Raw genomic sequence first — 13,987 nt, 5'->3', positions numbered from 1 at the left:
AAATATGTTTGATAAAAGCATATTTATTTGTTTCTTGGGGTAATAATTTAAACCAAATTTATTTCTTATCACAATGAAAAAATTATTCGCATTGGCGCTGTCTGGCGTTATTCTGTTAAGTGCAAATACGTTTGCGCAAAAAACTGATTCCCTGAAAAAGGAAACCAAAACAAAAACTACCACTGCTACAAAAACTGTTACCGAAGGCGTAAACAAATCGACTGATAAAGCGATTGGAAAAGACGCACAGGGAAGAACCGTATATGTTGGCCCTAAAGGCGGACAGTACACTTTGTCAGAAAGTGGTAAAAAGAGTTATCTCAAAACTGCAGATAAGATAAAAGTAAACTAAGTTTAACGATATCTTTAAAGAAAGCCCCGGGATTTATTCCGGGGCTTTCTTGTTTATTGATCTATTTGTCATTCAGAGCGATGGCGAAGAATCTTCTGTGGTATATGTCTTGAACCAGAATTTTCTGAATTAAAGAATTAACAGAATACAAATTCATGGCGTAATTACTCGCGCGCGATTATATCGCGTGCGCACACTTCCCGGCGTTTGCAACGCCACCGTATGCAAGTAACAAATTCCCCATTTCCACAACTTTTTCCCCGGTTTTTCTTTTGGGGAAATATTCCACACTCGTTAAAAATAGCTTTAATGCCTGTTTAGAGGCCATTTTTGAGATTTATTCACGATCGGCATTGATGTTGCCTTAACCTATACATCAAACATTAATTAAAACATTTAAAATATAAAAATCATGAACACTTCAATCGTAATCGCAGGTATCGTAGCACAAGCAGCACCATTATTCTTAGTGGTAAAAACTATCGCAGCAAAATTCAACAACTAATCAATTACCTATTCAAACTTTAGAAATCATGAATACTTCAATCGTAATCGCAGGTATCGTAGCACAGGCAGCTCCTTTATTCTTAGTAGTTAAAACTATCGCAGCAAAATTCAACAACTAACCAGTTAACCATTTTTACTAACCAATCAAATCTTAGAAATCATGAATACTTCAATCGTTATAGCAGGCATCGTAGCACAGGCAGCTCCATTATTTTTAGTAGTTAAAACTATCGCAGCAAAGTTTAATAACTAAAAAATCAAACACATTTACTCTGCGCCATTGTTGGTGTTTTCACCAACAATTATATAAACTACTTCAATCATCATAAAAGTTGTTGGTGACAAGACCAACAACGGCGAATAAGAAACAAGTTCGGGATGACGGATGGACGGAAGTCTTCCTCTCTCCAATTATATTATCGCTTCAATCATAAAAGTTGTTGGTGACAACACCAACAACGGCACGAGTTTAATCCTCCACTTCAATAAATAATTGTTGAAGCCCAACACACCATGCTTCGAGTAACCTCTCCGGAGGAGTCCTTTGGACAGCATGGCGCCTTTCGGGTATTCGCATATTATTCTAATCTAACTTGATCGAGCGTTGTCATCCTGAGCTCCGTCGAAGGATAAGGGCAGGCCAATATTCGTTAAGTATTCCCCTGGCATCTCGGTTCTTGTCTCTTGATTCTTTTCCCAACGATTCTTTTTCTTCGGCAACCATTAAACATCCTGCCGCGTTATTTGTATAAACATAACCTCAATCATTTTTATGAAAAAGCTATTTCTACTTACGCTATTAATTGCGGGCAGTTTAATGGGTTTTGCCCAAACCAAAAGTAAAGTGCTGTGCTGCGGCAAGCCAAGCTCTACGCAGCAATTTGCCATGCTGGCATCAAACAAAGATTTTCGAATGGCACACCTTAACCCATCTAAAATTCATTTCCAGAGCAGTATCGGGCAGGTAATTACTTACAAAACGCCTGATGGTAAAGAGTCAGCAGCTTATGAGCTGAAAGCTAAAACCCCAACTAATAACTACCTCATTGTAATCCATGAATGGTGGGGCCTTAATGATTTTGTAAAAAAGGAGTCGGAAAAACTGTATAACGACATTGGTAACGTCAACGTGATTGCCCTCGATTTGTACGATGGCAAAGTAGCCACTACACGCGAAGAAGCCGGTAAATACATGCAGGGTGTAAACGAAGATAGGGCAGAAGCCATTATTAAAGGCGCAATTGCCTATGCAGGCCCCAAAGCGCATATCGCTACATTAGGTTGGTGCTTTGGTGGTGGCTGGAGTTTGCAAAGCGCTTTGCTGGCCGGCAACCAAACTGTAGCCTGTGTAATGTACTATGGCATGCCCGAGCAGGATCTGGCCAAATTGAAAACGCTGCACGGCGATGTGCTGGGTAATTTTGCCAATAAAGACCAATGGATTAACCCTAAAGTGGTTGCCAAATTTGAAGCCGATATGAAAACTGACGGTAAAAAATTATACGTACACCAGTATGATGCCGACCATGGTTTTGCCAATCCAAGCAGCCCTATTTATGATAGTGCTGCCACTAAAGAAGCTTACGGTTATACACTAACTTTCCTGAAGGCACGTTTAAAATAATGTCATAAAAATATAGAACTGGTAGAGCAGGCCTTAGGGCTTGCTCTATTTTTGTAACATTGTACCAAAATTCAGCATTTGACCCGCGCCGCAAAAAAAATATTCTCATACCTCATAAAGGCTGCTATTCTGATACTGGCGTTTACCTTCATTTATCGTAAGGTAAACAACAATGCTAATTTAACCCAGTTTAGAAGGCTTATTGAAGCGCTAAACCGCAACGAGGTAGTTTTTGTACTGGTATTGGTGGTGCTGCTGATGTTGCTTAACTGGTTTCTGGAATCCTTAAAATGGCGGTACATTACCCGCGTAATATCGCCAATTACAGTCTACCAGGCTGTCGAATCTGTATTCTGCGGTTTAACCTGGGCTATTTTTACACCCAATCGCCTGGGCGAGTATGGTGGCCGTGTTATGTTTTTACCGCCACGTAAACGCATCCACGGCGTGTTCTCTATGGCTGTGGGTTCAATAGGGCAAATGGTTATTACCAATGTGCTGGGTATTATTGCCCTGCTTTGGTTCGGTAATACGTTTTTACACATGCAAATCTGGATGTACCTGGCTGCGGTATGTTTGGGCGCATTGGTTATCAGCCTTTTGCTTATCTTCTATTTTAATATCAGCTGGCTGGTATCGGTGCTTAATAGCGTTAAATTTCTGAAACAATATCACCGTTTCTTCGAAATTATGAACCGGTACAAAGTGGCCGAGCTTGACCGGATCATGCTGTATTGCCTGGCCCGTTTCGCTGTTTTTACCTTTCAATATTACCTGATACTTCATTTATTAGTGCCCGAAATGCAGCCGCTGCCGATGGTAATGATGGTGCTTATTTTATTCTTTGTTCAGTCTATTTTACCATCTTTGGACTTGCTTGATGTGGGGGTTCGCGGGGCAACCGCTACCATGTTTTTCGCCTATATTACTAATCAGCAGGTAGCCGTAATTGCAGCCGTTTCCTCAATCTGGTTTATCAACCTTATTGTTCCGGCTATATTAGGGTCTATATTTGTTTTTAAAATGAAGTTCTTTTGATCGCTTTTTACACTTTCATTTCTTTTCTTTTAACCGGGTTGTATCTGCTGGTTTTGGCCTATCTTATTAAAGGATGGAGTGCCCTAAAACGTCCGCAATTATCTGATCCATCTCCATTTAAAACAAAAGTAACCGTACTTATTGCTGCCCGTAATGAGGAAGATAACATAGCCGAAACCATTGATGACTTACTGGCGCAGGATTACCCGCACGAGCTGACTGAAATTATAATTGTCGACGATCACTCTACCGACAATACCGCCCATATTATTTTAAGCTATGCCAACCGGGGCGTAAAGTTGCTGCAATTAAAGGAAGACCAGGCATTAAATTCATATAAAAAGAAAGCTATAACAGAGGCCATTGCCCGCTCCACAGGCGATCTGCTGGTAGCTACAGATGCCGATTGCCGCATGGGCAGCAAGTGGCTCTCCACAGTGGTGGGTTATTACGAAACCTATAACCTGGTTATGATCTCTTCGCCTGTTACTTATTTTCATGAGAAAACTTTTTTTGAGCGATTACAAACACTGGAGTTCTCATTCCTGATTGGTATTGGCGCCGCCTTTATTGGCAACGGCCGGGCATCAACCTGTAATGGCGCAAACCTTGCTTATCGTAAAGATGTGTTTTACGAAGTAGGCGGCTTTAAAGGCATAGATAACCTGGCATCGGGCGATGACGAATTGTTATTGCAAAAAGTAGCTAAGGTATACCCGGGCCGTATTGGTTTTTTAAAAGATATTGAGGCTGTGGTTTATACTTATGCCAAGCCAGATTTAAGCGCATTTATACAGCAAAGGCGCAGGTGGGCATCAAAATCAACCCATTATAAAGATAAAAAGATAGTAGCGCTGGCAGTTGGCATCTGGCTGTTTAATCTTTCGCTATTATTTAATGTGGTAGGCGGTATTTTTTACAGCGGATTTTATAAGATTTTAGGGCTTGAGCTTTTGTTGAAAATTTTGTTTGAGGGTATATTTTTAATGTTAGTCACTTCATTTTTCAACAGAAAGTCGCTGGTTAAATGGCTGCTGCTTTTATCGCCAATACACATATTTTATGTAGTTTACGTAGGCTTAATTGGCAACTCGCGCACGTATGCCTGGAAGGGGCGGATGGTTAGATAAATTAACCAGACTGATAAATGAAAAAACTCTTCTGCTTACAATAATTAATTTTCTATTTTAGACGGTATTGCTAATGCTTAATGGAACCAGTTGATCAAAGTTCGGGCGAAGATGAGTTAATACGATTATTGCTTAAAAGGCAATCAGAGTTAAACTCACTTTTAGAGGTAACCCGGGCTATCAATAAAAACACGTCTACGCCCGTTCTTATCCAAATGTTGGAGGTGATTTTAAAGAATTACCTGCAGGTTGGTAAGCTGCGCTTCTTAATTGAGAAGGGTAACACGTTTGTGTGCGTATCTAAATACGGAGGCGAAAGTGAGAATGCATCGGCATTGGTTAAGGCTTGCCAAAAGCTAAGCAAGGTAAAATCGCCCATGGTGCTTACCGGCCACCGCGACCCTATTTTAAAAGAATACTACTATTTTATCCCTTTCCATCATAAAAACAAACCATTAGCCTACGCACTCATCGGCGATTTTAATACCTCGGGCGATATGGTGAGCAATGACCTTAACTTTATCCAAACGCTTATCAACGTAATTGTGGTAGCATTAGAGAATAAGAAGCTGTTTCGGGAACGTTTACAAACCGAACGTTTTCAGCGCGAAATGGAACTTGCTGTTGAGGTGCAAAGTATGCTGATCCCGCTGCGTTTGCATAAAGACAAGGCGGTTGAAATTGGCGCTAAATACCTGCCACACCAAGATATTGGTGGCGATTATTTCGACTTTATCCGCCTTAACGAACACGAAATTTTATGGTGCGTGGCCGATGTATCAGGCAAAGGTATTTCAGCAGCTTTGCTGATGGCAAACTTCCAGGCAAGTTTGCGCGCCTGGGCAACTGTGGAGAATGATTTAAGTATGGTGGTTGAGCGCTTAAATAAAATTGTGATCCGCAATACCAAAGGCGAGCGTTTTATTACCATGTTCATCGCCAAGTATAATGAACAAACCCGCAAGCTAAGTTATATCAATGCCGGGCATAACCCACCAATTTTATATGCCAACGGCGAAGCCTCGTCATTAAAATTGGGTACAACCATGTTGGGTGTGTTTGAGGAACTGCCGTTTATAAACCAGGGCGAAGTTGATGTTGAGCCAGCTTCACTGGTATTTAATTATACCGATGGGTTGATGGATTACGAACTGCGTAACAACACTAACTGGAAGGATGAGCAGTTGATGGAGTTTGTAATTAACAACGGACACCTAAACCCCGATAGATTCAATCAGACTTTGATGGACCACCTAAATCTGGTGATAAAAGGCAAAGCGATTGACGATATTACCCTGTTGACGTTGAGAATTTTTTAAAAAACTTTCGATCATAAGTGGGATATTTGCATCAGAATTAAAAGATGTTATTAGCCAGGTATCAATACGAATTTTTGGAGGCAGGGTGTGACGAAGCCGGTCGTGGTTGCCTGGCCGGGCCTGTATTTGCCGCTGCTGTAATTCTCCCTGATGATTTTGAACATGATTTGCTGAATGATTCAAAGATACTGGACGAAGCAACCCGTTATGCACTACGTACAGAGATTGAGGAAAAAGCCATTGCACACGCCGTTGGGGTTGTAGATAATAACGAGATCGACAAGATCAATATCCTCAATGCATCATTCCTGGCCATGCATCGTGCTATCGAAAAACTACATTTGCAGCCGCAGTTTTTAATTATTGATGGCAACCGCTTTAACAAATTTGGCACCACACCGCATAAATGTATCATCAAAGGCGATTCTTTATATTTCAGCATCGCAGCTGCATCCATCTTAGCCAAAACTTACCGCGATGATTTTATGAAGCAAATTGCCGATGAGCATCCCGAATACGATTGGCATAGCAACAAAGGCTATCCTACTATTAAACACCGTAATGCCGTAATGGAGTTAGGCTTTACGCCATACCATCGCCGCACTTTCCGCGTTACAGACCCGCAGCTAACTATTTTTTAAAGAAGCTTTGTTTGGGTGGGTTTGGATGTTATTTTTGCTACAAACCAACAAAACCAAGTGAAGGTACTTATTCTTACACACCGCATCCCATTTCCGCAGAATGGCGGATACCCTATTGTGGTATGTAATACAATTAAAGGCCTTTTAGATCTGGGTCACGAGGTTTCGCTCTTCGCCCTCAATGCCAAACAGCATGCCCATTACCAGGAAGATGATGGCTATGAATCGAAGGCATTAATCAGCCGCATCAATTATAAAACATATCCTATTAATATCGGCATCTCTATGTATGAGGCTGCGCTCAACCTGTTTAACAGCCAGGCGCAGTATGTAGACCGCTTTTTTAATCACGGTTTCGAAAAAATGCTGATCGAAGAACTGAAAATCCATCAGTACGATATTATCCAGTTCGAAGGTTTATTTGTTGCGCCGTATTTAAATGCGGCAAGTAAACATAGCAAGGCTAAACTCATCTATCGTTCACACAATGTAGAACACCAGGTTTGGCAACGCCTCGCCGTACAAAAAGGCGACCCGTTTAAAAAATGGTACTTGAAACTGATGGCATCGCGCATTAAAAAATACGAGCTGCACCAGTTAAACCGTTTTGATGCCATTGCCGTGTTTACCGATCAGGATAAAAAAACAATGCTCGAGTGCGATATTAAGCAACAGGTAAACGTATTGCCGGTTGGCTTGGATATGGCACGATACCATCCTGATTATAGCCGTACCGAATTCCCGAGCCTTTTCTTTTTAGGTTCGCTGGATTGGATGCCTAACCGCGAAGGCATCCAATGGTTTCTGAATACATTCTACCACGATCTAACTACCGGCGATTTAAACGTACGCTTCTACGTAGCCGGAAACGATATCCCCGAGCAGTTTGATGATTACGATGTGATGGGTAAAATTTATATCCAGGGCGAGGTTGACGATGCACTGGAGTTTGTAAACAGCAAGTCTATCATGATTGTGCCGCTGCTCTCGAGTGGTGGTATGCGGGTAAAAATTGTGGAAGGTATGGCGATGCAAAAATGCATTATCTCTACCTCGCTTGGTGCCGAAGGTATTAACTATACCCACGGCGAAAATATTATGATAGCCAACACCCGCGAAGAATTTTATAACTGCATCAGCAAATGTATTAAGGATGAGGAGTTTTGCAAACAAATTGGTGCTAACGCCCGCAAATTGGTTGAAGACACCCACGATGTTAAGGTTGTTACAAATAAGCTGGTGGCTTTTTATCAGCAGGTATTAAACCACTAACTTATAAATGTTACTTTTGCGTTTTATTAAATAACGCATGAAGAATACAGCTTTAACCCATATACATAGTAGTTTAGGCGCTAAAATGGTGCCCTTTGCAGGTTACAACATGCCCGTGCAATACGCAGGCATTAACGCTGAGCACGAAACCGTGCGTAAAGCGGTAGGTGTGTTTGATGTAAGCCACATGGGCGAGTTTATTTTGAAAGGTGAAAACGCCTTAGACCTCATCCAGCGTGTTACCAGTAATGATGCTGCCAAACTGTATGATGGTAAAGTGCAATATTCTTGCCTGCCAAATGAAACCGGCGGTATTGTTGATGACCTTTTGGTTTACAAAATCGACGATAAAACCTACATGCTGGTGGTTAACGCATCAAACATTGAGAAAGATTGGAACTGGATCTCTAAATTCAACACCAATGGTGTGGATATGAAAGATATCTCAGATCGTACTTCACTACTGGCCGTACAAGGCCCTAAAGCTGCCGAAGCATTACAATCATTAACTGATATCGATTTAGGTTCTATGGAATATTACACCTTTAACAAAGGCAAATTTGCCGGTGTTGATAATGTAATTGTATCTGCAACCGGCTATACCGGCGCCGGTGGTTTCGAGATCTACTGTGATAACGCCAATGCAGAGCACATCTGGAACGAAGTATTTAAAGCAGGTGAGCCATTCGGTATTAAACCAATTGGTTTAGGTGCCCGCGATACCCTGCGTCTGGAAATGGGTTTCTGCCTGTACGGTAATGATATCGACGATACTACTTCGCCTCTGGAAGCAGGCTTAGGCTGGGTAACCAAGTTCAATAAAGAATTTACCAATTCTGCAGCTTTGCAGGAGCAAAAAACTTCAGGCGTTACCAAAAAACTGGTTGGCTTTAAAATGATAGAACGCGGTATCCCCCGCCACGATTACGAAATTGTTGATGCAGAAGGTAATAACATTGGTAAAGTAACTTCGGGCACGCAATCACCATCACTGCAAATTGCAATTGGTATGGGCTATGTGCAAAATAAATTTGCCAAAGAAGGTTCTGAGATTTATATCAAGATCCGCGATAATAAAGTAAAGGCTGAGGTTGTGAAGCCGCCTTTTAAATAGAGAGTCAAGAGTCGAGAATCAGGAATCGAAACTAAAACATATCCTATTTGTCATTGCGAGCGATAGCGTGGCAATCTCGTCGCCAATGCTTACACGAATTGTATAGCTACGAGATTGCTTCGTTCCTCGCAATGACAAATTTTTCATTTACATCAAATAAATTCGAAATTGAACATTCGAAATCCGAAATCCCTTGAGGTTTGCCTTTCACCAGCCTTACTATCCCTTTATAGTGTCGAAAACTACATCGTAGTCATCATCGATATATTTCGTGCAACCTCATCAATTTGCTACGGAATTGAAAATGGTGCCGAAGCAATAATCCCGGTTGCACAGGTTGAAGAGTGTGTAGCTTACCGCGAAAAAGGTACCGGCTACTTACTCGCCGCCGAGCGCGACGGAAGTGTGGTTGATGGCTTCGACTTTGGTAACTCGCCGTTCTCGTACACTGCCGAAAAGGTTGCTGGGAAGACTGTGGTTTTAACCACTACAAACGGCACACAAGCGCTGCATTTATCACGAAAAGCTAAAAAAGTAGTGATTGGGTCGTTTTTAAACCTTACTTCTTTAAGTAACTTTTTAAAGACCCAAAATGAGAACATTTTGCTGGTTTGTGCCGGTTGGAAGAACAATTTTAACCTCGAAGACACCACTTTTGCAGGTGCAGTAATTGATCATCTCATAGCAGATGGAAATTATACCCTGGATGATCCGGCACTTGCTGCTTTCGATCTTTACCAGTTAGCCAAAGGAGATATTTCGGCCTACCTCAGCAAAACTTCGCACGGCGAACGGATGCGCAAATTGGGTATCGAAAAAGATATTGCGTTCTGCCTTAATGTGGACATTACCACAGCCATCCCGATTCTACAGGGAGAGAAATTGGTGAAACTAATTTAAACCAAACTAAATTCAACTTGTCGTACTAATTAAATGCGGCCTTGCAACGTGTAATAAACGGTTGTGAGGTCGTTTATATTTTATTATGTTTGGTACGCCCCTGAATTGACTTTATGAGAATAAGAACCACCTTTTTATTGTTTTTAATAACGTTGGCCGGGTTTGCAAAAGCCGGAAACCTTTTCCAGAAATTCGAAAAATCGGCCTTTTATCAAGCCATGGCCTCGGGCACATTAGATGATATTAATAGCCAGTTGGATGCCGTTGTTAATGCTCCAGCCAATGAACGTGAGGCTTATGAAGGCGTTTTACTGATGCGTAAAGGCGGGCTGCTACAAAAGCCAAAAGATAAACTACGGTCTTTTAAAAGCGGCCGTATTAAGTTTCAAACCGCATTTATGGCCGATAGCAATAATACCGAATTCCGTTTTCTGCGCCTTGGTATCCAGGAGCATGCCCCTAAAATTGTGAAATACAGCAGCAACATCAACGTAGATAAAGCTTATATTAAAGAACACTTTAAAAGCTTGTCGCCCGTGGTGCAGCACGCGGTGTTAGAGTATAGCAAAACTTCTAAAGTACTTCACCCCGAAGATTTTAACTAAGAGCTGTAATGGGCAAAAAGATTTTAGCAATATACTACAGTCAATCCGGCCAAATGGGCGATATCATCGACTCGTTTACAGCGCCTATGGCTGTAGGCGGTGCATCTGTAGAAAAAGTACGGATTTACCCCGAAACTAATTTCGATTTCCCCTGGACCGGCAGCCGCTTCTTCAGCGTAATGCCCGATTGCGTAATGGGCATCCCACGACCGTTGCAGCCTTATACTTTACAGGAAGAAAAATATGATCTGGTAGTGTTGGCCTATCAGCCCTGGTTTTTATCACCCAGTATCCCGTCAAGTACTTTATTACAGGACGAGAAGTTTAAGGCCATCATCAAAGATACCCCGGTGGTAACCATTAGCGCGGGCCGTAACATGTGGCTCAACGCTTTCGATAAAATAAAGAAACTGCTAAGCGATGCCGGTGCAAACCATGTGGGCAATGTTGCGTTAGTAGATAGGCATTCTAATCCGGTTAGTTTTGTAACCATTTTTTACTGGATGCTAAGCGGTAAAAAAGAGCGTTACTTAAACATTTTCCCCAAGCCAGGTGTTAGCGATGCAGATATTGAACGTACTAAAATTTATGGTGAAACCGTTATACAACACCTGAACAGCGGAAACTGGGACGGTATGCAACAGCAACTGGTTGATGACGGCGCGGTGAAGATCAAATACCCGCTGATGGTAATTGAGGGCAAAGCCCGGGTTATTTTTGGCGTATGGGCCAAGGTAATTATCAAACGTAAAAACCAATTGCCATGGACAACTGCTTTTAAGTATTACCTTTTTATTGCCCTGTTTTTGGGCGCGCCGGTACTGCTTATATTAGACAATATTTTACTGAGACCATTTACGGGTAAACGAATACGAAACAAAAAACTACACTACTTACTACTAAATTAAAACCGATGTCTAATCAGGTATATATTAATGCCACTTCTGCTTTTTTTCCGAATGAGCCTGTCGCTAACGACGATATGGAGGCCTATTTGGGTTATATCGATAATAAACCATCCAAATCAAAAAAAATAGTACTGCGCAATAATGCGATCACTAATCGCTATTATGCTTTAGAAAAAGGTGGCAAATCAACGCATACCAATGCCGAGATGACTGCCCTTGCGGTTAAGGAATTATTTAAAAATGACCCTGAAAAGTTAAAAGAAATAGAACTGCTTTCATGCGGTACTTCATCGCCCGACCAGATGATGCCGAGCCACGGTGTTATGACGCATGGCTGGTTACCGGAGATCGGCCCGATTGAGGTGGTATCGCCATCGGGTGTATGCTGCGCCGGGATGCATGCTTTAAAATATGCTTACCTGGCTATTAAGGCAGGCGAAGTGAAAAATGCCATTGCTACAGGCTCAGAGCGTTTTTCTGGTCTGTTGGTTTCTGATGTTTTTGAAGAAGAGGTTCAGAAAATTAAAGAACTGAGCGAAAACCCATATATCGCTTTCCAGAAAGATTTTTTACGCTGGATGTTGTCAGATGGAGCTTCGGCATTTTTGATGAGTGATACGCCTAACCCCGATGGCCTGAGTTTACGTGTGGAGTGGATAGAAGGTGTATCGTATGCCAACGAAATGGAAACCTGTATGTACATGGGCGCCGAAAAAGAAGCCGATGGTACGCTGAAAGGCTTTATGGACTTTACACCGGAAGAAGTGATGAATAAATCGATCTTCAGTGTAAAACAGGATATCGGTTTGCTGAGCGATAATATTGTACCCCTGGGCGGACAAAAAATTAAAGAGATTTTTGAAAGACGTGGTTTAACGGTTGATGATATTGACCACTTCTTGCCGCACATTTCGAGCAATTTCTTCAAGAGTAAAATTTACGACCTGATCCAGATCTATGGCGGCGGTATCCCTTACGAGAAATGGTTTATCAATTTGTATACCGTTGGTAACGTGGGTGCTGCATCCATCTATCTCATGATTAACGAAATGTTTAATACAGGTAAACTGAAAAAAGGCGAGAAGTTGTTACTACTGGTACCAGAAAGCTCACGCTTCTCATATATGTATGCAATGCTTACTGTGGTGTAAGCTTTAAGAGTGTTTAAATGAAAAAGGAAGATGTTCCGCAGGATCTGGGTTCGCTGGGTAAAATTACCCGCGAGGTTTGCTATGCTACCGATAAGGATGGCAAGTACACCACCCAACTAAGCAGCGGCTGGGAGGTTAAAGCCCAGGCCCTTGACTTAGCCTGGCAGGATATTGACCAGCGTATAGCCACCGCCAAACAAAGAGTGTTAAATAAGGAAGCAAGCCCCCTTTTGTTTTTTATGGAATACAGGCTGATGGATGCATCCATACTGGCCGATTATACGGGCTTTTGGCAATGGCAAATTAAACGCCATTTAAAGCCCGAAGTGTTCGATAGTTTATCAGACAAAAAATTACAAAAATACGCCGAGGCGTTTAATGTTAAGGTCGCCGATCTTAAAAGCATGAATGTGCATGAAAGTTGATTTTGTACACCGCCAGTCTGCACATTGCGAATCAGGTGTTACTTCGAGTTTATTACAAAATATTGGTGCTGCAAAAATAACCGAGCCGCTGGCCTTTGGCATGGGTGCCGGTTTGTTTTTCGCCTACATCCCGCTCATAAAAGTTAATAACGGCCCGGCTATTGCATTCCGCACATTTCCGGGGTTGATATTTAAACGTACCTGCAAGGCGCTGGGTATTCCCATCGTTCGCAAAAAATTCAATTCGAAAGCTGAAGCCGAGAAATATTTGCAGGATGCCTTAGTCGCTGGAAGCCCTGTGGGTTGCCAGGTTGGTGTTTATTACCTTTCGTATTTCCCGCGCGAGTACCGTTTTCATTTCAATGCCCATAACTTAATTGTTTTTGGCAAGGAAGATGACAATTACCTCATCAGTGACCCGATTATGGAGTTCCCGACCACGTTGACCACTTACGAGTTGGAACGGGTACGTTTTGCCAAAGGCGCATTGGCGCCTAAAGGGCAAATCTATTACCCGGCTAAACATGTAGATATTACGGACGATACTATCCGCAAGGCTATTAAAAATGGCATCAAGCTCAACGTAAATAATATGCTGAACATACCCGGCTGGTTTGCCGGTGTTGATGGAATTAAGTTTACCGGAGGCCGCATTAAAAAATGGCGCAACAGTTTAGGGTTAGAGAAAGCAGGCTTGTATTTAGCCCAGTTGGTGCGTATGCAGGAAGAGATTGGTACAGGTGGCGGCGGTTTCCGTTATATGTATGGTGCCTTTTTGCAGGAAGCACATGCTTTTCTACCAAACGACGAATTATTAAAAAGTTCAGAAAAATTTACAGAGACAGGTGACCTTTGGCGCACTTCGGCCGTATTAGCTGCAGGGATCTATAAAGGGCGATTAGGTTCGCAGGCAGATTTTAACCAGATGGGCGACTATCTGATGGAGATTGCCGAAATTGAACGTAAAGCTTTTACTGAACTGAAAAATATAAAATGGTAAG

At 42.1% G+C, this 13,987-nt stretch carries 14 protein-coding genes; all 14 read left to right on the top strand.

Going from position 1 to position 13,987, the window contains the following annotated elements; translation table 11 throughout:
- The first annotated feature begins 73 nt into the window (after positions 1-73).
- The 14 genes from PQO05_RS26145 to darH all read left to right on the top strand — a co-directional run bounded on the left by PQO05_RS26145 (position 74) and on the right by darH (position 13,986).
- Positions 74-352 (top strand): hypothetical protein, encoded by a 279-nt coding sequence (locus tag PQO05_RS26145; protein WP_273630461.1) that lies wholly within the window; start codon positions 74-76, stop codon positions 350-352.
- A gap of 1,279 nt (positions 353-1,631) precedes the next feature.
- Complete coding sequence (locus PQO05_RS26140; RefSeq protein ID WP_273630460.1) at positions 1,632-2,483, top strand: dienelactone hydrolase family protein; 852 nt, start codon at positions 1,632-1,634, stop codon at positions 2,481-2,483.
- A gap of 78 nt (positions 2,484-2,561) precedes the next feature.
- Positions 2,562-3,521, top strand: coding sequence for a lysylphosphatidylglycerol synthase domain-containing protein (locus PQO05_RS26135; RefSeq protein WP_273630458.1), 960 nt, complete (start codon positions 2,562-2,564; stop codon positions 3,519-3,521).
- On the top strand, positions 3,518-4,651 hold the full coding sequence (locus tag PQO05_RS26130; RefSeq protein ID WP_273630457.1) for a glycosyltransferase family 2 protein: 1,134 nt from the start codon (positions 3,518-3,520) through the stop codon (positions 4,649-4,651). Before PQO05_RS26135 ends, PQO05_RS26130 begins: the two co-directional genes overlap by 4 nt.
- Before the next feature lie 80 nt (positions 4,652-4,731).
- A complete protein-coding gene (locus PQO05_RS26125) occupies positions 4,732-5,970 on the top strand; it encodes a PP2C family protein-serine/threonine phosphatase (protein WP_273630456.1) in 1,239 nt (412 codons plus the stop codon).
- A 44-nt stretch (positions 5,971-6,014) separates the two neighbouring features.
- Complete coding sequence (locus tag PQO05_RS26120) at positions 6,015-6,611, top strand: ribonuclease HII (RefSeq protein WP_273630455.1); 597 nt, start codon at positions 6,015-6,017, stop codon at positions 6,609-6,611.
- 57 nt (positions 6,612-6,668) lie between these two features.
- On the top strand, positions 6,669-7,883 hold the full coding sequence (locus tag PQO05_RS26115) for a glycosyltransferase family 4 protein (protein ID WP_273630454.1): 1,215 nt from the start codon (positions 6,669-6,671) through the stop codon (positions 7,881-7,883).
- A gap of 37 nt (positions 7,884-7,920) precedes the next feature.
- On the top strand, positions 7,921-8,997 hold the full coding sequence (gene gcvT, locus PQO05_RS26110) for a glycine cleavage system aminomethyltransferase GcvT (protein ID WP_273630451.1): 1,077 nt from the start codon (positions 7,921-7,923) through the stop codon (positions 8,995-8,997).
- Between the two features lie 168 nt (positions 8,998-9,165).
- Positions 9,166-9,897, top strand: coding sequence for a 2-phosphosulfolactate phosphatase (locus PQO05_RS26105; RefSeq protein ID WP_273630450.1), 732 nt, complete (start codon positions 9,166-9,168; stop codon positions 9,895-9,897).
- 113 nt (positions 9,898-10,010) lie between these two features.
- Positions 10,011-10,502, top strand: coding sequence for a hypothetical protein (locus PQO05_RS26100; protein WP_273630449.1), 492 nt, complete (start codon positions 10,011-10,013; stop codon positions 10,500-10,502).
- 8 nt (positions 10,503-10,510) lie between these two features.
- Complete coding sequence (locus tag PQO05_RS26095) at positions 10,511-11,410, top strand: hypothetical protein (RefSeq protein WP_273630448.1); 900 nt, start codon at positions 10,511-10,513, stop codon at positions 11,408-11,410.
- 5 nt (positions 11,411-11,415) lie between these two features.
- The gene (gene darB / locus PQO05_RS26090) at positions 11,416-12,561 is read left to right on the top strand and encodes a dialkylresorcinol biosynthesis protein DarB (protein WP_273630447.1); all 1,146 of its coding nucleotides are present in this window, start codon (positions 11,416-11,418) and stop codon (positions 12,559-12,561) included.
- 17 nt (positions 12,562-12,578) lie between these two features.
- Entirely contained in the window at positions 12,579-12,986 is a 408-nt protein-coding gene (DarG, locus tag PQO05_RS26085) for a flexirubin biosynthesis protein DarG (RefSeq protein WP_273630446.1), read from the top strand.
- Positions 12,976-13,986, top strand: a complete 1,011-nt coding sequence (gene darH / locus PQO05_RS26080) for a BtrH-related acyltransferase DarH (RefSeq protein WP_273630445.1) — start codon at positions 12,976-12,978, stop codon at positions 13,984-13,986. The genes DarG and darH overlap by 11 nt, the downstream gene beginning before the upstream one ends.
- The last annotated feature ends 1 nt before the right edge of the window (position 13,987 follow it).

Source organism: Mucilaginibacter jinjuensis (assembly GCF_028596025.1).
In the GTDB taxonomy this organism is placed as follows: Bacteria; Bacteroidota; Bacteroidia; order Sphingobacteriales; family Sphingobacteriaceae; genus Mucilaginibacter; species Mucilaginibacter jinjuensis.
The sequence above is the reverse complement of the archived record's forward strand: the minus strand, read 5'-3'. Positions and strand labels throughout refer to the sequence as shown.

Bases quoted from the DNA above. Each gene is read 5' to 3' on its own strand.
- PQO05_RS26120 (WP_273630455.1), top strand. From the start codon at position 6,015: ATGTTATTAGCCAGGTATCAATACGAATTTTTGGAGGCAGGGTGTGAC.
- PQO05_RS26140 (WP_273630460.1), top strand. From the start codon at position 1,632: ATGAAAAAGCTATTTCTACTTACGCTATTAATTGCGGGCAGTTTAATG.
- PQO05_RS26100 (WP_273630449.1), top strand. From the start codon at position 10,011: ATGAGAATAAGAACCACCTTTTTATTGTTTTTAATAACGTTGGCCGGG.
- PQO05_RS26095 (WP_273630448.1), top strand. From the start codon at position 10,511: ATGGGCAAAAAGATTTTAGCAATATACTACAGTCAATCCGGCCAAATG.
- darH (WP_273630445.1), top strand. From the start codon at position 12,976: ATGAAAGTTGATTTTGTACACCGCCAGTCTGCACATTGCGAATCAGGT.
- PQO05_RS26125 (WP_273630456.1), top strand. From the start codon at position 4,732: ATGGAACCAGTTGATCAAAGTTCGGGCGAAGATGAGTTAATACGATTA.
- PQO05_RS26145 (WP_273630461.1), top strand. From the start codon at position 74: ATGAAAAAATTATTCGCATTGGCGCTGTCTGGCGTTATTCTGTTAAGT.
- darB (WP_273630447.1), top strand. From the start codon at position 11,416: ATGTCTAATCAGGTATATATTAATGCCACTTCTGCTTTTTTTCCGAAT.
- gcvT (WP_273630451.1), top strand. From the start codon at position 7,921: ATGAAGAATACAGCTTTAACCCATATACATAGTAGTTTAGGCGCTAAA.
- DarG (WP_273630446.1), top strand. From the start codon at position 12,579: ATGAAAAAGGAAGATGTTCCGCAGGATCTGGGTTCGCTGGGTAAAATT.